Genomic DNA, 21,039 nt, shown 5'->3' on the forward strand with positions numbered 1-21,039 from the left:
TTCGCCAACTTTATTTTCAGCAACAATGCTGAAAAGTCAGATTTTCTTTTTTTCACCCCTCTGTCATCCACCAGATGGCGGATGACATCTCCCCTGATTTCAGGGGAGAATATAAGGTAAGCCCGAGGCAAAGCCTCGGAGAATTATTTGATTAAAATTCAACAGGAATAAAAAAAGTAAAACGACTTCCTTTGTTTAATTCACTTTCAGCCCATATTTCCCCGCCATGTATTTTGATCAGATCTTTACATAGCATTAAACCAAGTCCGGTACCCTTTTCTTCTTTTGTGCCGGCAATAGACTTAACTAACTCATAACTAAATAGTTTTCGAAGCCTTCCAGGAGAAATACCAAGCCCGTCGTCGATAATTGAAAATAGAAATACGTTCCTGTTTTCCCTCTTTTCAAAAAAGGTAGCTATCGTAATCCGGCCATTTTGTCGGGTATATTTTATGGCATTAGAAATTAAATTTCGGACTACTGTTTTAAACATATTTAAATCAGCATAAATCTTTTTATTTGAATCGACATTTATTGTAATCTCAATTTCTTTCTCTTTAGCTGATTCCTTATACAATGAAATACTCTCATTGACTACTTTTTCCACTAAAATTCTTTCAGGAGAAAATTTAATTTTTTGAGTCTGTGTACCAGCCCAGAACAAAAGATTCTCTAATAAACTGTATACCTGTCGAGTACTCTCATCCAAATACTTAACATATTCTTCCCTCACTCCTTCATCGGCAGAATGAAGCTCTTTTTTTAAAAGATCGACAAACCCAAGAATTGAATTAAAAGGTCCCCTTAAATCATGAGCAATTATGGAAAAAAAACGTGATTTGGTTTGGTTACTTTCCAACAAGCCCTTTTCAGATATTTTTAATGCAACTAAAGCTTCATTCTTTTTCCTGATTTCTTTGTTTAGTTTGCTATTTGATCTTTCAAGCTTGTAGGTTAGCTTTTTGGTTGTATGATATCTCCAATACAGAATAAAGCCGACACAGGCCAATAAAAACATAACAACGTAAAAGAATATTCTTTCTCTCTGCTGAAGGTTCAATTCAGTTTTGACTTGTTCAAGGTCGCGGGCTATTTCTATTCGTTGTTCATCATTTAACAACTTTTCGCGCTCATATTCTCCATAAAGTGAATCGTAAACAACAAAAAGGTTCTCGTATATATCTTTAGGACTTCCTGAATAGCCAGGATAACTGTAAAACTCTGAACAGGCATTATAAATATCAAATATTTTGGGAGGTAAGCCCAATTCTCTCGCAACATCATATGCCAGATTTAATTGTTTTTCTCCTTCCTCCATTTTTCCGAGTTTTCCTAAAACAAGTGCTTTTTGTATCCGGCTTTCAATTAAACCAAAATAATCATTCTTTTCCTTGTTTAAATCCAATGCGGCATTGAGTTTTTCAAGCGCTTCCGGGTAACTTTGCTTATAAAAGAATACATCGGCAACGCCTTTTAAACCTTCAGCTATATATTTATCATTTTCAGCCTTTGTTGCTACTTTAATCTGTGTTTCAAACTCTTTCTGAGCAGCTTCATAATTATTTAAATCGAGATATGCATTTCCACTGCAAAAATAAACGGCTGCCTGCCCGGCGAGGTTTTCCGTAGCCAGATGCTTTTTAAGTGCAATATCAAAATAGTCAAGCGCCTCCTGATGCTTTCCCTGTTCATTTAAAATCAAACCAACAGTCGTATTAACATATGCCATACCTCTTTGCTCCCCGAGGGATTCGAAAATCCCTAAAGCTTCCCGTGCATATTCCATTGCGCTTGAAAGGTTTCGGTGTAAATAATACATATAACCTATATTGTCATAGGCATATGCTGTTGTACTTGAATCATTCGACATAATTCCGTAATCCAGCGCCTGCCGAAAATATATCCATGCTTTTTTTATATCGTATTGATAGTACAACATAGCAACACCGAGATAATTGCTAATTCTGGCAACTTCATTGTAGAAATGAAGGCTATCCGCAATATGAAGAGCGTACTGTCCATAACGAATTGCTTCGTCATTTGACTTCTCATTTAACTCCCAGCACAAATCACCTAAATACTGAACTTTTTCGAGAACAGACATTCCATCCGTTTGCCTTTCAATATTTTCCGGCAAATTCTGACCAAAAACAATGTTATAAAAAAGGGAAGTTAAAACGAAAGCGAAAACAAATTTAATCTTATCCATAACAATTCCGCACCACAAACCAAATATCGTCAAAGAATATATAATAACATTAAAAAAACAAAAAATATATGCCGGGGGTCGTTATAATCCGTTTTTTGCCTATGGTTATATTCAAAAATACCGATCAAAATGTATTAATAATCAGTAGTAAATTGATCAGGATATTTTCCTTTGATACCTTTTTTTTGGTAATAGTCCTTCATTCTTTTTATATCTTCCCGGTAATCATCACTCAGTTCAAACAAATCGCCCGGTGTCATGTATTTTCGTCCCCAATCAAAACTCGAAAGATAAACAGGGACATTCGCCTGTTTTGCAATCGCATAAAAACCAGCTTTCCAGTTTTTCGTTCTTTTTCTCGTCCCTTCGGGAGTGATAGCCAAATGTAAATTCCCGCGCTCTTCAAACAATTTAACAGACTGCCTTATAACATTCGCTCCCTTTGATCTGTCAATTGGGATTCCTCCCATTTTTCGAACAAAAAAACCAACAGGCCAAAAGAAAAATTCCTTTTTTATCAGAAAGCTTATCTTCCCCCCTATTGATGTATAGTAAATCCACGCCCAAACAAAATCCCAGGCACTGGTATGCGGCGCTCCTACGATAATGCATTTTTTTTGAGGTGGAACAAAGTTTTTTCCTTTCCAGCCACCGATGCGCATTAAGATTTTACAGATTCTTTTTAGCATCAAACAATGGTTTTTATTTCAAATCGGGCTGCCCCGGCAAAAGTTTTAAGAAGCTCAACAGCCATTTTTGTAGCTTCATCCAATTTTTCAGAAGCTCCATAGTCGATAACAATCATTAAGAATCGTTTTGTATTTAACGACACAGAAGTTCTCACCGAATCACTTGTGGGTGTGCCAAAAGCACCGGTATCATCTCTGAAAACCGGCATAAATTCGATATTTAATTCACCACGCCCGATTCCTTCATAGGGTTCATCCCTCTTTCCAATTCCAAACATAGCGCCCCCGTTAATCTTTTCAGCATCGTATCCACCAATGGAAAAACCAGTTGAAATAGAAACAAGGTTTAACAAATCAACAACATTGTTTATCTGATACAACTCTTTTCGTTTTACAACCCGGCGTAACAGAGCTTCTGCTGAAAGCCGGTAACGAGCCGGATCTTTCCCACACATTTTGTAGGCTTTTCTGGAATCAGCTATTGCCTCAATTTTGCTGATGTTTTCAAGCTCCAGCAAGCTAGCTAATTCTACTATTTTATTTTCAATCTTCTCCCAGAGAATTCTGTTCTTTTCCCCGACTTGCACGTCACATTCTATACAGGAAAGCCGGATACCGGTAACTTTTTCTCTCAACTCCGGCGAAATGCTAATCTCCTTCATCTTCGAACCAAATCAAATTAAAAATTATTTAAAACCATTTTTCAGCTTTTTATTTTTTTATCAGAAGATATTAATTTAGCTTTTCAAAATTCATCAAAACTATACAAAATGAAAAGAAAACATTGTTTGTTCATATCAATTTTATTCTTTGTTATGAACATTTCAGCCCAGAATATTTCTGTAATTCCCAAACCTGCAGAAGTATCAATAAGGGAGGGTAGCTTTATTTTGGACAGTAATGTCGGTCTTCGGTACGATAAAAACAACTCTGAGATGACAGCAATTGCAGGCTTCTTTAATGATTATCTCCACACTATGTATGGTTTTAAGCTTGATGAAAATTCAACAGAAAGACCGGTTCAGTTCAAAATTATCAGCCAGCTACAACTGGGCAAAGAAGGATACCTTTTAAAAGTAAACTCCAGTTCTGTTATCATTACTGCATCGGCTCCAAACGGGCTTTTTTACGGTTTGCAAACACTAAAACAAATGCTTCCACTTGAGGCTAAAAAAGGCCAACTTACAATTCCTTCGGTTGACATAAAAGACCAGCCGCGGTTTGCCTGGCGCGGGAATATGCTGGATGTGGGGAGACATTTTTTCCCGGTGAGTTTCTTAAAAAAATACATTGATATTCTGGCGATGTATAAAATCAACACCTTTCATTGGCATTTAACTGAAGACCAGGGATGGCGAATTGAAATAAAAAAGTATCCGCTATTAACTGAAATTTCTCATTGGCGCGATTCAACCATTATTGGTCATGCTGGCCGCTCCAATAAATACGACGGAGTGGGATATGGCGGATTTTACACCCAGGATCAGGCCAGAGAAATTGTAAGATATGCAGCGGAAAGATATATAACCGTTGTTCCGGAAATTGAAATGCCGGGACACTCCAGCGCAGCCCTGGCAGCATATCCAAATCTTGGATGCACCGGAGGACCATACAAAGTACAGGGGACATGGGGCGTACATAAAGATGTTTATTGTGCCGGGAAAGACGAAACATTTGCTTTTTTAAAAGATGTTCTCGACGAAATCTTAGATATTTTCCCGTCGGAATTCATTCACATAGGAGGCGATGAGTGTCCTAAAGAGGCCTGGGAAAAATGTCCTGATTGCCAAAAAAGAATAAAAGATGAAGGTCTGGAAAATGAACATGAACTTCAAAGTTGGTTTATAACACAAATGGATCATTATCTTACATCCAAAGGTCGCAGGTTAATTGGTTGGGATGAAATTCTGGAAGGTGGTCTTGCGCCTCAGGCAACTGTGATGAGCTGGCGTGGAATAAAAGGAGGAATTGAAGCAGCAAAACAACATCATGAGGTAGTAATGAGCCCGACAACCCATATGTACATTGACTATTATCAATCAGAAGACAAGAAAAACGAACCTTTAGCAATAGGCGGATTTCTTCCGGTTGAAAAAGTATATAGCTATGAACCGATTCCGGAAGAATTATCTGCTGAAGAGGCTAAATTTATTTTAGGCGTTCAAACCAACCTTTGGACGGAGTATATTCCAAGCACGAAACTTGCAGAATATATGTTACTCCCCCGTTTGGAAGCACAGGCCGAAGTAGCATGGACAAAAAAAGAACTAAAGGACTTTGAAAATTTTGAAGACCGACTAAACAGCGAATATAAAAGGCTGGATAAACTTGGCATCAATTACAGAAACCATAATAAATAGACTAAAAAATTATGAAAAACAAATTAACAATTCTGTTTATTCTTTTTGGTCTTGGCACGCTTCAAGCCAAAAAGTACAAAGTTTTCTATCTCGGTGGGCAATCAAACATGGATGGTTACGGGTATGTAAATGAATTGCCCGGTGAGTTAAACAAACCCGTTGAAGGCGTATACATTTTTCATGGAAATACGGCAAGTGACGGAGACATAGTGGACGGCAGAGGTGTTTGGGAAATTTTAAAACCCGGACACGGTGTTGGTCACAAATCAGATTTTCACGGAAACCAACTCTCTGAACGGTTTGGAATTGAACTTACCTTTGCAAGCGAATTAAAAAAAATGCTCCCCGGAGAAAACATCGCCTTAATTAAATACAGCAAAGGAGGGACATCGATACATATTGATGCTGCAGAAGACTTTGGCTGCTGGGATCCTGATTATACAAAGACAAACGGGATAAATCAATTCGACCATTTTCTGGCAACAGTTTTAAACGCATATTCAGTAGATGATATTGACGGAGACGGAGAGCGTGACGAACTTATCCCGGCCGGAATAGTATGGATGCAGGGAGAAAGTGACGCCCATGAAAAAAAAATTGCAGAAAACTACCAGGCCAATTTAAAAAGGCTTATCGACTTAATGCGGGCAGCCTTTCTAAAGGATGATCTCCCCGTTGTTATCGGGAGAATTTCTGACTCGGGAAATGATACGGATGGGAAGGTTTGGGATTATGGAAATATTCTTCGCTGGCAGCAAGCCAGGTTTGTAAACCAGGATTCAAATGCTGCATTGGTGGTCTCAACCGACAATTATGGTTACTCCGATAAATGGCATTATAATACCGAGGGGTATATTGATTTTGGGAAACAATGTGCAATAAAAATGAGTGAGTTGCTGGAAAATTAGTATAATGACTATTTATAAAAAAGGGATTCTGACAAATCAGAATCCCTTTTCTTATAGCTTTTACCTAAATTTCTTTAACATTGAAGGCCACCGGCCCACGATCACTTTCTTTAATCTCAAACTCAACTTTCATATCAGGTTCAAGACTTAGAAAGCTATCCAAAATCCCTGTACGATGTACAAAGTAATCCTTATTATCTTCGGATTGGATAAAACCGAAGCCTTTAGTGGAATCGTACCACTTTACAGTACCAGTCATACAAATTAGTAACGGTTTCTGCTGCGGTTGTATCCACCGCCACCGCCGCCTCTGCGGTCGTTACCATAGCTAGGACGTGGTTTAGATTCATTAACTTTAATGTTTCTTCCACCTACCTCAGCGTTGTTTAATTCTTCTATGGCTGTATTGGCTTCGTCATCGCTATCCATTTCAACAAAACCAAAACCTTTACCTCTTCCTGTAAATTTATCAGTGATAATTTTTGCAGAAGAAACCTCGCCATACTCTTCAAAAATTTTTCTCAAATCTTCCTCACCCAAATTAAACGGAAGATTTCCAACATAAATGTTCATTTGTTATTTTTTAAAAAATTAATAATTTCTTTTTTCTATTTCGTGCACACAGTAAGTCAAACTAACATTTTTACTACTTGGATTTACCGGAAAATAAAATTGGAGAAATTATAAATTACGAATAAAAGCCGTGGAGAAAACAAGAGAGGAATACTGTGTCCAGATTGTTTAAAAATCAATAAAAAAAAGACCAACTTGCTAAATTTTAGATAATTAAATTAAACTAACAATTAAAATCATCTTAAAAGTAACATTACAAAGGTAACTTAAAAAAGCATTTTACAAACTGAATGTCAAAAAATCTTTAAATTCAGTCGAAAACACATCATTAAAACAGAATTTAAATATGTTGTAGATTATCTATTTTTCCCTGGTACCTCTCATTTTCAAACCAATTAATTTGCTACGTTTACACGCTAGTCAAAAAAAACAATTCAATGTCAAAAACCAGGATAGTTACACTAACTCTTTTATGCGTTTTCTTTACCCTGAGAGGGGCAAAAGCACAGGATAAAATCATCACAAATTCGAATGACACAATCAATTGTAAAATAACCCGTGTTACCGCAAAGGCTATTTTTTATGCTGAAAACACCAATGGTCTAAGCTCAGGGAAAAGAATCCAGAAAAGTGAAATAAAAACCTGGACGATTCGTGAAACCCAAGCGCCGGAATCAAATCAAATCATAAATGAATACCAAAATGGTAAATGGCGTTTTTCGATTGAAGGTGGTGTCGGACACCGAATTGCAAGCACAAAAGAATCAAAACAAAACTATGAAGATCAAGGACTTCCTTCGAATGAAGTAGATTCCTATTTTCGTCAAATTAAAACAGGTTTAAAAGCATCCGGACAGATTCATTATATGTTCTGGGAAAAGTTTGGTCTCGGAATCGACTACCAGATTCATCACTCGTCAGGGAAAATTACCGGTACTTTTAATCCTCATGATAGCTACACGCTTCTTTACGGCGATTTAAACGACGATGTTTATACCAACTATACAGGTTTGTCTTTGTATTATCAGGAATGGTTGAATCCCAGATATAAAATATATTATCAGGTTTCAATGGGAATTACCTTTTTCAGACAGGAAAACATAACCCTTTACTCGCCAAGCTTAATAACAGGCAAAGCATTTGGAGGAAATACAGAAGTAGGTTTTGAATATTTTCTAAAAAGAAATGTTGCTGTTGCAGTAAATGCAGGCTTCTTCCAATCAACGGTTTCCAGAATAAAAGTTGATAACGGCCACAGCACAAACGAATATGACCTTGAAAAAGAACAAAGAGAAGGCCTTTCCAGAATTGATCTGGGAGTGGGACTAAAATTCTATTTATAGGTATAAGAACTTGAACTATGAAAACATTTTACGCAAAAAAAAATATATCTGCATTAAGGAATCTTGTTCTTTTTTCAGTTTTATCGTTTGCGGTTGTTTCCTGCAGCAACGACTTTTTGGATACTCAAATGCCCTCAAATTATATTGAAGGTGATTCGATTGTTGTAATGAGCGATATCGGTTCATTTGAATACGAATTTGACATGCAATCTGCGGGCCCGGGTGAATGGAAATTGTTTCAGTTTCCCATTTGGTTGGATATCTCACCAAAAGAGGGTGTGCTAAACGGTAATTCCAGAGTAAATTTTCATTTTACGGTAAACAAACAGGAAATGTATGTCGATCTGGGTTTATATACTTTTCCGTTGATATTTGATGTGGAGAATGTTGGCCTTGTTGAAAATACTGTTGTACTAGCCAATGTTGGCGAACCTGAAATAAACGATACTCCCTCAGAAATAACTGCCGATTATACATTTAAAGGACAATACCAGCTAGTTAACAGCGGGCATGGAATTTTAATTTGGCAGGTGGTTAACAAACCCGAGTGCCTGCAACTCGATGTTACAGAAGGAGTGCTAAACTCGCACGAATACGGGATATGGGATTATTCAATTGATCCCTCGGGCTTTGACCCCGGCGAATATTCCGGACAAGTTGAAATACAAAGTAATGCGAGCGAACAAAATTTTACCATCAATTTTAACTTTACAATCCAGGAAACAGGATATTACGGAGGTTACTTAAGCGGGGAATATTTAGATGCCGGGTTTAGTAAAAGTCTCAATCAGGTTATCGTTTTAACCCGCGAGCCTAATAATTTACTTTTTTTCAAAGCCGACTCTTCGGATGCAGATACTGTCAAATTGAATAAGATTCCCAGATGTCTGGCTTTATCGGAAGACGAACAAACAGTGGCGGTGGGATTTTCCGATGCTTCCGTTTCTACATTTGAAACCCAAAGTCACACATTGCTAATGAATTACTCTCTAAACGCCGTGCCAAACCAAATTGAATTTGGCTCTGAAAACAGTCTTTACTTTTTGGCCTGGACCGACTATACAACATTTCTTTACACCCTCAACCTCCAAAATGGCTTAACAAAAAGATCCATCGGTTCAAACAACGGACTTTCAACGCTAAAAAAAGTTCCGGGAAAGGATTTAATACTTTCAACACGAAAAGGTTGGAGTCCTGACGGATTATTTGTGTTTGATATCACAAATGAAGCAGTAGATTCATTAAATGAATACTGGTCGAGCCTGAATGGTTTCTGGCTGTCAGAAAACGGAGAACGTCTATTTACAGGAAGTCAGAACGTTTATCAGATTCCGGAGTATGTCCCCGGTCAGGCATGGATAATGAACTCCCCGCCTGTTGCAGGGGAATTTAATATTGGAGATGGATTGAAAATAAATGATATGGTTCATCAAAGTTCTGCCGGAAAACTATTTATCGCGTATGAGGAAGGGTATTACAGAAGTACAACATATATTAAACAACTCAACGACCAAAACTACACAATACAAAAAACCTATGAGGCATCTCCTGCTCCACCCGACTTTTATCCTGCGGGAAATACGTGGTGGGTTGAGACTTTAAAGTTGTTTCCTTCTCCCAACGGCGAAGAATTATGGATAATCAGGAAATATCCGGCGGATGATTATGAGTTACCCGATATGTGGACAATAGAACGAATTGAAATCAACTAAAAAGTTTTTATTCTTCCTCCTCTGTCATACAATTGTGTGGCATCTCCCCTAAATTAAGCGGATGTCATAAGGAAAAACCTGCGGAAAGCCCTGGTAATTATTTGATTAAATCCAGAATAACAACACTACTGATAAAACAACCAAATACCGGCGGCATATATGAAATTGTTCCAACTGTTGATTTTTTATTTTGCCCGTCTTCCAATCTCACTGCTTTCTCAGAAATATCTTCAGGAGAGAATACAACCTTCACTCCTTTTTTTATTCCAAGTTTTGAAAGCCGTTTTCGGAGCATACGCGCTAATTTACAGTTGTATGATTTTGAAATGTCAGCAACCTGTACTTTTTGCGGGTCAGTTTTCCCCCCCGCTCCCATGGAACTAACAACATTCAACCCAAGTTGAATAGCATTATAAATCAGAAAAACTTTAGGAGAAAGTGTATCAATTGCATCAACAACATAGTCAAAGGATTCACTTTTTAGAAGCTCAGTGGTTTTTTCCTCCCGGATAAAATCGTTTACCACTTTTAATTTAATATCCGGATTTATATCTCTAAAACGCTCCGCAAGTATTTCAGCTTTAGGCAGGCCCGTTGTACTTATTAAAGCAGGCAATTGTCTGTTTCTGTTTGACGCCTCAACCACATCTCCGTCAACAATAGTCATTTTACCTATCCCTGCTCTGCAAAGCTCTTCTGCTGCATAGGCTCCTACTCCTCCCAATCCCACAACCAAAACATTTGAATTCTTCAACACATGAAGCTTCTCCTTGCCAAAAAGTAACTCTGTTCTTTCCAACCAATCCATAAAATGTTAAACTAAAACCGGCTCATTAATTTATTTTCAATTCGGTTAAAATTATCCCAAACGGCCATCGTAATTTCTTCTTCAGGAATTTTTTTTAATCTGGCGCCTTGTTTGTACATATATTCGACCTCTCCGTCATACTCATCGGTTTCAAAAAATATTTTGTTTAACGGAAGAATTCTAAAAGATTCAATGGCCTTTGTTCCCGGCAAAAAAAGAAATTCACCAAATGAAAAAAAGAAATTCTGTTTTGCCAGTTGCTGAGTCATTTGGACGCTTCCGTTATAACCATGAAAAATCCATGTCATCCCGGGTTCCATCTTTTTATGAATCTCCAAAACTTCATTATATGCTTTTACACAATGAATAATCAGCGGCTTTTGATATTCTTCGGCCATAAAAGCCTGTGCTTCAAAAACCCTTTTTTGCTCTTCAAAATTTGTTTCTGATCTTCTATCCAATCCTGTTTCACCAACAAAAATGACGTGATCAAATTCAAGCGCCTCCTCAACCTGCACAAGCAGTTGATTATTTTCTTCCGGAGTTTTTATGTGCCACGGGTGAAGTCCGACTGAATAAAAATTTCTTCCTGAAAAAGCAGCAAATCCCTCGCCCGGAAAAATATTCTGAACTGTTATTGTTTCTTTTTCAGGCCTGAACAAATGTGTGTGAATATCAACATAAGGTATCGGATTCATTATATTTTCAAAATAAATCTATAACATCTTCATTATTTGTTTCACTACATTTTCCGCACCTTCGGCAATCTGGACGATAGATGCATCAAGCATATAACATGGTGTTGTTACAACTTTATATCTCTCATCAACAACAATTTCACCGTGTGTGGTTTTTACATGCGTGCCTCCAATTTGTTCGATTGCTTTAAAAGTCCCCTCATCTTCTCCAATGGTAACTTTAACATCACCCAGTACCTTGGTTACCAGAACAGGCGCTATACAAAGCGCACCAATTGGTTTACCGGCAGCAACCGTATCTTTAATAGCCTTTTCAGCTTCCGGAATTACCGTAAGGTCTGTTCCGTCGAAAGCAAAAGTGCAAAGATTTTTTGCTGCTCCAAATCCTCCTGGAAACACAATAGCGTCATATTCTGCAGCATTGTATTCTGTCAGGGATTTTATATTTCCACGCGCAATACGTGCTGCCTCAACCATCACATTTCTAATCTCAGGCATTTCTTCTCCGGTGATGTGATTTACAACATGTGCCTGCTTGATATCGGGTGCAAAACACTGATATGCAGCACCACTTTTTGCAATGGCCAGTAAAGTTAATGTTGCTTCGTGAATTTCTGCTCCGTCAAAAACACCGTTTCCGGCTAAAACTACTGCTATTTTCTTCATATCCGATTACTTTTATTTCTTATCCAAAATTAAGCTTAAATAGCGAATTATTAAAAAATAGCCGGATACAACTGTATTAATTTTTATTGAATTTCCTCCAGGTTATACGGTGTTTCCTGGTATACGTAATAATTCAGCCAATTGGAAAAAAACAGGTTTGCGGTAGATTGCCAACTCATGATAGGTTTTTCATCGGGATTGTTATTGGGGTAATAATTTTTCGGAATTTCAATCGGAAGATTTTTGGCTTTATCCCTGTGATATTCTCCATCCAGAGTGTGGCGCGAATATTCTGCGTGTCCTGTGATAAAAAGCTGCCGGCCATTTTTTGCTTTCACAATGGTTACACCTGCTTCCTCTGAGTAGGCGACAACCTGCAATTCATCCACTTTTTTTATGTCCTCCGCGCGAATTTCTGTATGACGGGAATGCGGAATCGAAAAAACATCATCAAATCCTCTAAAAATGGGCAATTTATCGTCAACATGGCGATGTTTAAATACGCCAAACATCTTTTTATCAAGAGGGTATTTGGGAACTCCGTAATAGTGGTACAACCCCGCCTGAGCAGCCCAGCATATAAACAAAGTGGACGTTACATTATGTTCCGCCCAATCCAGAATCTGTTTCATCTCGTCCCAATAGGTAACTTCTTCAAACGGAAGCTGTTCTACTGGAGCACCGGTAATGATCATTCCATCATATTTGTTGCCATTTAACGCATCAAAATTTTTGTAAAACGCTTCCATGTGAGAAGAAGGCGTATTTTTAGGTCGATGTCCTTTTATCTTCAAAAAATCGATTTCAATTTGCAGAGGAGAATTTGACAATAGTCTTAACAAATCGGTTTCGGTTGTAATTTTTAAAGGCATCAAATTAAGAATAATAATTCGCAGCGGACGAATATCCTGATGCGACGCACGCGATTCATCCATCACAAAAATATTTTCCTCTTCTAAAATTTTTACGGCCGGTAATCTATCCGGAATGTTTAATGGCATTTTATTTAAAATTTAGCTCCCTCTAAATCTCCCCCCAAAGGGGGAGAAATTAAAGAAAGCGATTAAAATTATTAAGATCTAAAATATCCAACAAATAACTCGGTCTGTTATAATTCCTCCCATTCGGGGAGGTTGGAGGGGATCTCTAGCCCACTTTGTTCAATGCCTGTTCAAAATCGGCAATTATATCATCAATATGTTCCAAACCAACGCTTACACGCAACTGAGTTGGATAAACTCCTGCTGCTATTTGTGCATCTTCAGGCAGCTGCTGGTGTGTTGTTGCAGCCGGCTGAATAATTAAAGTTTTGGCATCGCCAACATTTGCGAGGTGACTCACCAATTCCAAATTATTCACTACCTGATTGGCTGTTTCCTTGTCGCCTTTTACATTAAACGACAACACACCACCTGCGCCTTTGGGAAGATATTTTTTTGCATTATCATATGAATGATTTCCTTCCAGTCCCGGATAATTTACACTTTCCACTTTCGGATGACTTTGCAACCATTTGGCCAGCGCCAAAGTATTTTCAACATGGCGATCCATGCGTAACGACAGTGTTTCCAGGCCCTGTAGCAACAGGAAAGAATTAAACGGACTAATGGCCGGGCCAAAATCGCGTAACCCTTCAACGCGGGCTTTAATCGCAAAAGCGATATTTCCAAACGGGCCATCGAAATTAAAAATATCCCAAAACTTTAAACCATGATAACTTGCTGAGGGTTCTGTAAATCCGGGAAATTTGCCATTTCCCCAGTTGTAGGTCCCGGCGTCAACGATTACTCCGCCAATGCTGGTTCCATGGCCTCCAATCCATTTTGTAGCCGACTCCACCACGATATTCGCCCCATACTCAATCGGTTTTACCAAATATCCCGCGCCTGCAAATGTATTATCCACGATAAACGGAATATCGTATTTTTTTGCCAACGCGCCGAAAGCTTCAAAATCGGGAATATTAAATCCAGGATTTCCAATCGATTCAAGATAAATGACTTTTGTTTTTTCATCGATTAATCTTTCAAAAGATTCAACATTCAAATCCTCAGCAAATCGCGCATCGATTCCGAGACGCCGAAGCGAAACATTAAACTGGTTGTACGACCCGCCATATAAATAAGGTGATGAGACAATATTATCGCCAATGTTTAAAATAGTTGAAAGCGCCAAAAACTGTGCTGCGTGACCGGATGCCACCGCCAGAGCTGCTGCTCCTCCTTCCAAAGCAGCTATACGCTGTTCAAATACATCAGAAGTTGGATTCATAATCCGGGTGTAAATGTTCCCGAATTCTTTTAGCGCAAATAAGTTGGCTGCATGATCGGCATCGTTAAAAACATACGACGATGTTTGGTAAATAGGAACCGCCCGCGAATTTGTTGTCTGGTCTGGTTCGTGACCTGCATGAAGTTGCAGGGTTTCAAAATTAAATTTTTTTGCTGTCATAATTTATCGTTTTTTTTGAGTTGAAGAAACTTATTTTGTAAAAAATGCGTTATAAATCTCACGCACACTTTTTTCTTTGTCTGAGCTTTTTACTACCAGGTAGCTTACCAAATCGGAAGCACCCGATCCGCTTAAAACCACATTTATTTTATGTTGAGCCACCGCATTAAAAATCCGGGCTGAAACTCCGTAATTCTGCTGCATGCCGTGCCCTATTATCCCAATCAATGAAACATCTTTTACCAGGGTAGTTTCCTGAACAGAATTAAAACCAAGATGTTCAATCAGCGAAAGGGCTTTTTCCCCGGTTTTTCTTTCCAGTATTAAATTGATTGAAATTTGAGAGGTAATCACCGATTTGATATTAATACCTGCTTCATTCAGGCAGGTGGTAACTTTTGCCAGAATCCCGGGTTTTAATCCTACACCGGGACCATCAAGTTTTAGCAGAGAAATATCATCGGTACAAGCCACACTCTTTACTATTTTATCATCAACAAAGGTTTCTGTATTAATTTTTGTTTCCACCCAAGCTTCGTCGGAAGAAGAATTCAAGACATAAATGGGAATACGCAAATCTTCCAACGGTTCAACAGTACGCGGATGAAAAGAATAATGTTGAAAATAAGCCAGTTCACTGGCTTCAGAGTATGTCAACCGGCCAATTTTAGGCGGGTTCGGCACAATATTCGGATCGGCTTTCTGAAAATCATTGTCCAAACTCCATAACTCCAGCTTTTCAACACCCAAATAGGCAGTTAAAAATGCTGCTGTGTAATCTGCGGCAGTTTTGCCTGTTCTTGCAGTTTTACCATTTTCAGTTATTCCGTAAGAACCGGGAATTACATATACTCCATCCTGCAAATTAAGAAAGAATGGTCTATCGACAGAAATAAAAGTTGCATTTCCAAAATCAGGTGAAGTTAACAACGCTATTTCTTCGGGATAAACGACTTTAACTTCTTTCCATTGGTTTTGGAGAATCTCCACCGACAATTTTTCTGCATAACTAATTACCTGATCTTTTAACGCTCTTGAGTAGTCGCCAATCAAAGCAATCCCTTTCAAAAGACTAAGCAATTGCTCCGAAAGGTTTTTATATCCGGCAGACGGTTCTGAATTCAGACGCGAAGAATATACCTGATTTAGATAAGTGATTATGCCGGAGGTATCCAACTCCCGGGTAAAAACACTTTCAATGTTTCCTCTCACAAACTGCAGTAACTCAGGAATTGCAGAAACAACAACCAGTTTTACTCCTCCTGAACGACCAAGATAAGCAGACAAGTTATTTACAGATTGTATATCACCTATATTACTACCACCCAACCGAATAACGCGATTCGACATGATAAAAATTTTAAAAAATTAATAATTGATTTAAAACGCTCAGAATAAATATGCCTTCAGTCAATGTTCTGTTCTGCCACCGAATGAAGGCTAGCGCATACACATAGAAAACGACGACATAATGAATCCGCAAAAACCTCTCTTCAAAGTTTTAACGAAATTGTTATTTTCTAACATCATATTCATTTTCCTGTCGATTTGTTTGAGGCAAATATAAATCGATTTTTTGAAACACCAAATTTATTTAGAATCAGTTTAGATAGAATTAATATATGGATAATTAGCCTGCTCTATAAGTCCCAATTTTAAAATTAGGGGGTGTTTGAATAAGTTGCTCCAGGTAAAATAATTTTAACCATTTCAATTGAAAATTATAACCGTAGCCAAAGAAGATTCTGCAAACGAAGATAGCGTACCAAAGCAAAGTTGCTTTAGTTCTAGATCTTCCTGCTTAATTTATATCATTGATATTTATGGCGAAAAATAATTTATACATTACTTTTGAAAAAATTGACTGTAAAACGTGAAACTGCAAACGCTGTTAAATAAAGAATTTACGCTTCTCGATAAAAAATATGACAGGTATTTTCTTATTGTAACCATCCTCATATTTAGCATTCTGTTTCTGAATATTTTTGAACCTTTTAACATAAACCGCTGGTATTCCGACTCCCGGATTATCAGCTTCCTGCGTCTTTCGAGTTATGGTGTTGTGGTGGCTCTTGTTTATCTTTTCACCCAGTTTCCTCTTCGTAAAATTTTCCGGCAAAACACGTTTCAAATCAAAAGTTTTATACTGTGGTTTGTGATTGAAATCGTAATAATAAGCCTGGTTTATATTTTTCTTTATGGCAATCCCCTGGGAAATTTTATCAACGACTTTATTTTTTCGCTAAAGTATACTGTACTTGGTATTTGTCTTCCGTACTCATTTTCAATTCTGATCATCTATTACCAAAAACACCGCACAGAAATAAAAACGCTTCAACAAAAAATATCCCGTCCTTCAAATTCGCAATTACTTGGTTTTAAAGACGAGCGGAACAAGGTAAAATTTTCTGTCAGGCAGTCGGATGTATTATACATAGAATCAACCGACAATTATGTTTCAGTTTATTATTCTGCTGAAAACAAAGTCCAACGGAAGCTTTTAAGAAATACCTTAAAAAACCTTGAAAATATGTTTGAAGATTCTACGATAGTCAGATGCCACCGATCGTTTATGATAAACCGGGAAAAAATTGAAATGATTCAAAACGAAGGGAAAAAACTATCTGTAAAACTCGCACATATCGAAAAAATCATCCCCGTATCCGGAAAATTTATCCCACATTTTTCTGAATATCTCCCGGAAAAATAGATCTTTAACCCCAAATACGCCGAAATAGCCCATTTTTTTTGTACTCTCTCTTTTTCAACTCAAATTTGAACATGTTCAATTAAAAATTTCAAATAATGAAAAAACTAATTATTCTTACACTGGTAGCCATTTTTATGTTCGGAACGGCTCAAACAATTGGCGCAAAAAGTAATAAAACCATTGTTGGTGAGTGGAAATTTAATAGTCCGAGCGCGCCTTATGGCTACGACAAAGGTTCCATAATCATTTCGGAAAAAGACGGAAATCTTGCCGGTGAAATAAAATTTGCCGATGGTTACAAAATGGATTTAAAAAAGGTAAATTTTGAGGAAAATACATTTACCTGTAGTTTATATGTAGATTATGAACTCGTTGAAATTAAGGCCGAAATAAAGGGAACAAAAATGAGCGGAAATGCCAACTCGTCAGGGGGAAAAATGCCGTTCACTGCCGACAAGACAAAATAGCAGATTTGAATTTTTAAGAGAAGCTGCCGATTCCAACGGCGGCTTTTCTTTTGTTTACAAATCAAATTTGTCTATTAAATAGATAAAAGAAGCGATTGCTGCACTTCCCATCTGGAACTCCCTGAAATTAACCTGTTCAAAGGTGTCGTTTCCACAATGGTGCATATCGAAGTACCGTTGCATTTCGGGAATATAAGAAGAGAGTGGCGTTCCGAACTGCCCGAGCGGACTAATATCCACTCCTCCCCCGCCCTGTGTAAAGCGGGTAATTCCGTAAGGTGCAAAATATTCTTTTAGCTCCAGTATTTTTTCAAGTCGTTCAGCCGGCGCAGAAACACCAAAACCAAGTGGCTGAAATGCTCCGCGATCAGCTTCCAGCGCGAAATAGTGATTCTCATTTTTTAATTCTGCCTGCCGGGCATATTCTTGTCCTCCACGTTGTGCAATTTCCTCATCCATAAACATTACAGCCCGGATTGTTCTTTTGGGGCGAATATTTAATTCCTTCATTATCCGCAACATTTCGATACTTTGCATACAACCTGCTCCATCATCGTGAGCTCCCTCTCCGGGTTCCCAGGCATCGATATGGCCTCCGACAGTTATTATCTCGTCCGGGTATTCAGAACCACTGATCTCCCCAATCACATTATATGAAATTGTTTCGGGAAGTGTTTCACAATAGTTTTCAAAATGGAACTTTAAATCGGGTTCCTTTTTCAGCCACGAACTTAACAGCTCTGCTCCGTTGGTACTAATGGCAACAGCAGGAATTTTCCGACCGCCTTCATCGTATCGCATAACTCCCGTATGTGGAAAATCGTCAAGCGAATTGGTTAATGAACGAACAAGCGCCCCAACAGCACCGTATTTCGCTGCTTCGGCAGCACCTTGTGTGCGTTGATTTCCAGCTCCTCCATAAGCCCCAAAAGTATTTATCATTGTCGGATCCATTGGTCGATTAAAAAAGACTATCTTCCCCTTTACTTTCTCAACGCCCAGTTTTTCCAATTCTTCAAAACTATGAACTTCAACAATCGAAGCGGTTAATCCCTTTTTTCCCGTTCCAACCGACATTCCCAAAGAAATTACAGGAACCTCTTTTTTCCCGTTTCTTTTTGAGAGAATAAAAGCTTTTTCCGCATCGCCTCTTATCCAATGCGGCACTTGTACCTCTTGTTTAAAAACCGTATCGAGTTGCATGGCTTTCATCAGTTTAAAGGTATATTCTACTGCTCCGGCCACTTCTTCCGACCCTGTGATTCGCCCGGGGTAGTTTTTACATAAATACTCCAAATTTCGGTACGAAGTGTAATCCGTAAGTGCTTCATCAAAAATTGATTGAATAACTTTATCTTCACTTGTCTGCGCATTTCCCTGAAATAACAAACCAAAAGCAAAAAGCAACGTAAATATCCGGTTCATAATTTTTAGTTTATACAATGAATGTACAAACTAATTTATTGTAAGTAAGCTCTTATCAGGTTCTTTTTGAAAACGATTAAAAGTTTCTTAATAAAACGTTATCAGGGATACAGCATTTCTTTTCACCTTGTTTTATGAATATTATGTTCCAAGTTTTGTTTTATAAATTTAGATCCCTGTAATGAATTTATGTTTTTAACTTTTAAACCTTTTATGAACAATATTCGATTTCAAAGGTTAAAATTGCGAAGTTTTCAATTGAAATCTATACGATGATTTTAGTTTTATTTAAACTCAATTAACTTTGCACATCAAATATTTCATAAAAACATATTATGAGTTTTAATTTACTTAAAGGAAAAAGAGGGATAATTTTTGGTGCTTTAAATCCCGATTCTATTGCCTGGAAAGTTGCAGAGCGTGCTTTTGAAGAAGGTGCGACAGTGACGTTGACAAACACACCGGTTGCCCTGAGAATGGGAGAAACAAAAAAACTTGCTGAAAAACTGAACACAGAAGTTATTGGTGCTGATGCAACCAATGTTGATGACCTGAATAACCTTTTTACTCAATCGATGGAAGTATTGGGAGGAAAAATCGACTTTGTTCTCCATTCCATCGGAATGTCTCCGAATGTACGAAAAGAAAGACACTACAGTGATTTGGATTATAATTACCTTGATAAAACATTGGATGTTTCAGCGGTATCATTTCACAAAGTATTGCAAACAGCCCGGAAACTTGATGCGATAAATGAATGGGGTTCGGTTGTTGCACTGTCGTATGTTGCCGCACAACGAACATTTTACGGATATAACGACATGGCAGATGCAAAAGCGCTGCTGGAGTCGATAGCGCGTAGTTTTGGCTACATCTATGGCCGTGAACGCAATGTCAGAATCAACACTGTGTCGCAATCTCCAACGATTACAACGGCCGGTAGCGGAGTAAAAGGTTTTGACCGCTTGCTCGACTTTGCCGAACGGATGTCTCCACTGGGAAATGCAACCGCCGAAGAATGTGCTGATTACTGTATTACCCTATTTTCAGATCTTACCAAAAAAGTTACTATGCAGAATCTATTTAACGATGGCGGATTCTCAAATATGGGGATGAGTTTACGCGCATTGCAGCAATATGAAAAAGGATTACATCAGGACTGTAATTGCGGCCCTGATCCGGACGACCATATGTTTGACTGATTATGTGTATTGATATTTCAAGGGGGGGCTAAAAACTTAGCCCCTTTTTTTGTTATAATTTGGTAGGTTAATCGTCTTGGTTTTCATTAACGCCTTTTAAAACTTTTTAAAATTTATTTACCATTTCGTGATTTAATTTTGTAAAAAAAAATTGCCATGAAAAAATTAGGAATAATAACAATTGGATTTGTATTGTTATCCTGGCAACTTTTTGCGCAGGATAATTCGGACAAAAAAAATCCGGATGAACAGATAATTGTAAACAAAAAGTATGATAAAAACGGAAACCTGATTCAATTTGATTCTACCTATGTTCATCAATGGTCATCCGACAGCACTTTTCAATTTTCATTTCCCGATAACGATTTTTTTGCAGGAAATGATTTTCCGGATATCGATGAATTCTTTAAAAATTTTATGGGGGATTCTGCCATCGGAGGCTTTGGTTTTTCTGATGGTTTTGGGCAAATGCCATTCGGTGATGAAGAGTTTTTCAAACAGTTCCATGGGCATTTTCCCGATTCAATGATGATGGGAACTACTCCTTTTGACACGGACTCATCGACGCAATATTTTTATTTTAACGAGCCCGGAAACCTGCCACCAGGATTAAATTTTCCGGGTTTTGAGGAATTTGAAAAGCAATTAAACGAACACTTGAGAAATTTTGCGCCTGAGGGTTTTGAAATGCCTCGTTTTAAAAATGAAGAACAGCAAAAAGAGTGGCAGGAATTAATAGAAAAACACAAAAAAGAGATGGAGGAACTAAAAAAGAAATGGGAAGAAAGTCAGTAGCCTGCTGCATTGATCAAAAACAA

General features: G+C 37.9%; 20 protein-coding genes. 8 read left to right on the forward strand and 12 right to left on the reverse strand.

All coding sequences use genetic code 11. The features are described from left to right. Positions 1–151: 151 nt before the first annotated feature. From GM418_RS27910 to GM418_RS27920, 3 genes are all read right to left on the reverse strand, one after another. Positions 152–2,209 (reverse strand): tetratricopeptide repeat-containing sensor histidine kinase, encoded by a 2,058-nt coding sequence (locus GM418_RS27910; RefSeq protein WP_158871130.1) that lies wholly within the window; start codon positions 2,207–2,209, stop codon positions 152–154. Between the two features lie 134 nt (positions 2,210–2,343). Next, positions 2,344–2,898, reverse strand: a complete 555-nt coding sequence (locus GM418_RS27915) for a 1-acyl-sn-glycerol-3-phosphate acyltransferase (RefSeq protein ID WP_158871132.1) — start codon at positions 2,896–2,898, stop codon at positions 2,344–2,346. Further along, positions 2,898–3,560 (reverse strand): B3/B4 domain-containing protein, encoded by a 663-nt coding sequence (locus tag GM418_RS27920; protein ID WP_158871134.1) that lies wholly within the window; start codon positions 3,558–3,560, stop codon positions 2,898–2,900. Before GM418_RS27920 ends, GM418_RS27915 begins: the two co-directional genes overlap by 1 nt. A gap of 108 nt (positions 3,561–3,668) precedes the next feature. Between GM418_RS27920 and GM418_RS27925 the strand changes: the two genes are divergently transcribed. Both GM418_RS27925 and GM418_RS27930 read left to right on the forward strand, forming a co-directional pair. Then, on the forward strand, positions 3,669–5,258 hold the full coding sequence (locus tag GM418_RS27925) for a beta-N-acetylhexosaminidase (protein ID WP_158871136.1): 1,590 nt from the start codon (positions 3,669–3,671) through the stop codon (positions 5,256–5,258). 11 nt (positions 5,259–5,269) lie between these two features. Beyond that, entirely contained in the window at positions 5,270–6,166 is an 897-nt protein-coding gene (locus GM418_RS27930) for a sialate O-acetylesterase (RefSeq protein ID WP_158871138.1), read from the forward strand. A 64-nt stretch (positions 6,167–6,230) separates the two neighbouring features. On the opposite strand, the gene GM418_RS27935 is transcribed toward GM418_RS27930, so the two are convergent. Both GM418_RS27935 and GM418_RS27940 read right to left on the reverse strand, forming a co-directional pair. Continuing rightward, the gene (locus tag GM418_RS27935; protein WP_343033408.1) at positions 6,231–6,377 is read right to left on the reverse strand and encodes a cold-shock protein; all 147 of its coding nucleotides are present in this window, start codon (positions 6,375–6,377) and stop codon (positions 6,231–6,233) included. A gap of 53 nt (positions 6,378–6,430) precedes the next feature. Continuing rightward, positions 6,431–6,739: an RNA recognition motif domain-containing protein gene (locus GM418_RS27940; RefSeq protein WP_158871142.1), complete on the reverse strand. Its 309-nt coding sequence runs from the start codon at positions 6,737–6,739 to the stop codon at positions 6,431–6,433. Positions 6,740–7,176: 437 nt separating this feature from the next. Here GM418_RS27940 and GM418_RS27945 point away from each other — a divergent pair, with 437 nt between their 5' ends. Next, positions 7,177–8,082 carry a hypothetical protein gene (locus GM418_RS27945; RefSeq protein WP_158871144.1) on the forward strand — a complete coding sequence of 302 codons (906 nt, stop codon included), beginning with the start codon at positions 7,177–7,179 and terminating at the stop codon, positions 8,080–8,082. Positions 8,083–8,099: 17 nt separating this feature from the next. Continuing rightward, positions 8,100–9,794: a hypothetical protein gene (locus GM418_RS27950; protein ID WP_158871146.1), complete on the forward strand. Its 1,695-nt coding sequence runs from the start codon at positions 8,100–8,102 to the stop codon at positions 9,792–9,794. 97 nt (positions 9,795–9,891) lie between these two features. Here GM418_RS27950 and GM418_RS27955 read toward each other — a convergent pair whose 3' ends face one another. The 6 genes from GM418_RS27955 to GM418_RS27980 form a co-directional block, all read right to left on the reverse strand. Further along, positions 9,892–10,602: a tRNA threonylcarbamoyladenosine dehydratase gene (locus tag GM418_RS27955; protein WP_158871148.1), complete on the reverse strand. Its 711-nt coding sequence runs from the start codon at positions 10,600–10,602 to the stop codon at positions 9,892–9,894. Positions 10,603–10,613: 11 nt separating this feature from the next. Beyond that, positions 10,614–11,300: a TatD family hydrolase gene (locus GM418_RS27960; RefSeq protein WP_158871150.1), complete on the reverse strand. Its 687-nt coding sequence runs from the start codon at positions 11,298–11,300 to the stop codon at positions 10,614–10,616. A gap of 18 nt (positions 11,301–11,318) precedes the next feature. After that, positions 11,319–11,966: an isoprenoid biosynthesis glyoxalase ElbB gene (gene elbB, locus GM418_RS27965; RefSeq protein ID WP_158871152.1), complete on the reverse strand. Its 648-nt coding sequence runs from the start codon at positions 11,964–11,966 to the stop codon at positions 11,319–11,321. An 83-nt stretch (positions 11,967–12,049) separates the two neighbouring features. Continuing rightward, positions 12,050–12,967 carry a homoserine O-acetyltransferase MetA gene (gene metA / locus GM418_RS27970; RefSeq protein ID WP_158871154.1) on the reverse strand — a complete coding sequence of 306 codons (918 nt, stop codon included), beginning with the start codon at positions 12,965–12,967 and terminating at the stop codon, positions 12,050–12,052. Between the two features lie 145 nt (positions 12,968–13,112). After that, positions 13,113–14,417, reverse strand: a complete 1,305-nt coding sequence (locus GM418_RS27975) for an O-acetylhomoserine aminocarboxypropyltransferase/cysteine synthase family protein (RefSeq protein ID WP_158871156.1) — start codon at positions 14,415–14,417, stop codon at positions 13,113–13,115. A gap of 30 nt (positions 14,418–14,447) precedes the next feature. After that, positions 14,448–15,767, reverse strand: a complete 1,320-nt coding sequence (locus GM418_RS27980; protein ID WP_158871158.1) for an aspartate kinase — start codon at positions 15,765–15,767, stop codon at positions 14,448–14,450. Between the two features lie 523 nt (positions 15,768–16,290). Here GM418_RS27980 and GM418_RS27985 point away from each other — a divergent pair. Together GM418_RS27985 and GM418_RS27990 are read left to right on the forward strand one after the other, a co-directional pair. After that, a complete protein-coding gene (locus tag GM418_RS27985) occupies positions 16,291–17,127 on the forward strand; it encodes a LytR/AlgR family response regulator transcription factor (RefSeq protein ID WP_158871160.1) in 837 nt (278 codons plus the stop codon). Between the two features lie 95 nt (positions 17,128–17,222). After that, positions 17,223–17,594 (forward strand): DUF2147 domain-containing protein, encoded by a 372-nt coding sequence (locus GM418_RS27990; protein WP_158871162.1) that lies wholly within the window; start codon positions 17,223–17,225, stop codon positions 17,592–17,594. A gap of 54 nt (positions 17,595–17,648) precedes the next feature. Here GM418_RS27990 and GM418_RS27995 read toward each other — a convergent pair whose 3' ends face one another. Further along, positions 17,649–19,019 (reverse strand): M20/M25/M40 family metallo-hydrolase, encoded by a 1,371-nt coding sequence (locus tag GM418_RS27995; RefSeq protein ID WP_158871164.1) that lies wholly within the window; start codon positions 19,017–19,019, stop codon positions 17,649–17,651. Between the two features lie 335 nt (positions 19,020–19,354). Here GM418_RS27995 and GM418_RS28000 point away from each other — a divergent pair, with 335 nt between their 5' ends. Both GM418_RS28000 and GM418_RS28005 read left to right on the forward strand, forming a co-directional pair. Next, entirely contained in the window at positions 19,355–20,221 is an 867-nt protein-coding gene (locus tag GM418_RS28000) for an enoyl-ACP reductase FabI (protein ID WP_158871166.1), read from the forward strand. A 156-nt stretch (positions 20,222–20,377) separates the two neighbouring features. Beyond that, the gene (locus GM418_RS28005; RefSeq protein ID WP_158871168.1) at positions 20,378–21,016 is read left to right on the forward strand and encodes a hypothetical protein; all 639 of its coding nucleotides are present in this window, start codon (positions 20,378–20,380) and stop codon (positions 21,014–21,016) included. The last annotated feature ends 23 nt before the right edge of the window (positions 21,017–21,039 follow it).

The sequence above is a fragment of the Maribellus comscasis genome, from assembly GCF_009762775.1.
In the GTDB taxonomy this organism is placed as follows: Bacteria; Bacteroidota; Bacteroidia; order Bacteroidales; family Prolixibacteraceae; genus Draconibacterium; species Draconibacterium comscasis.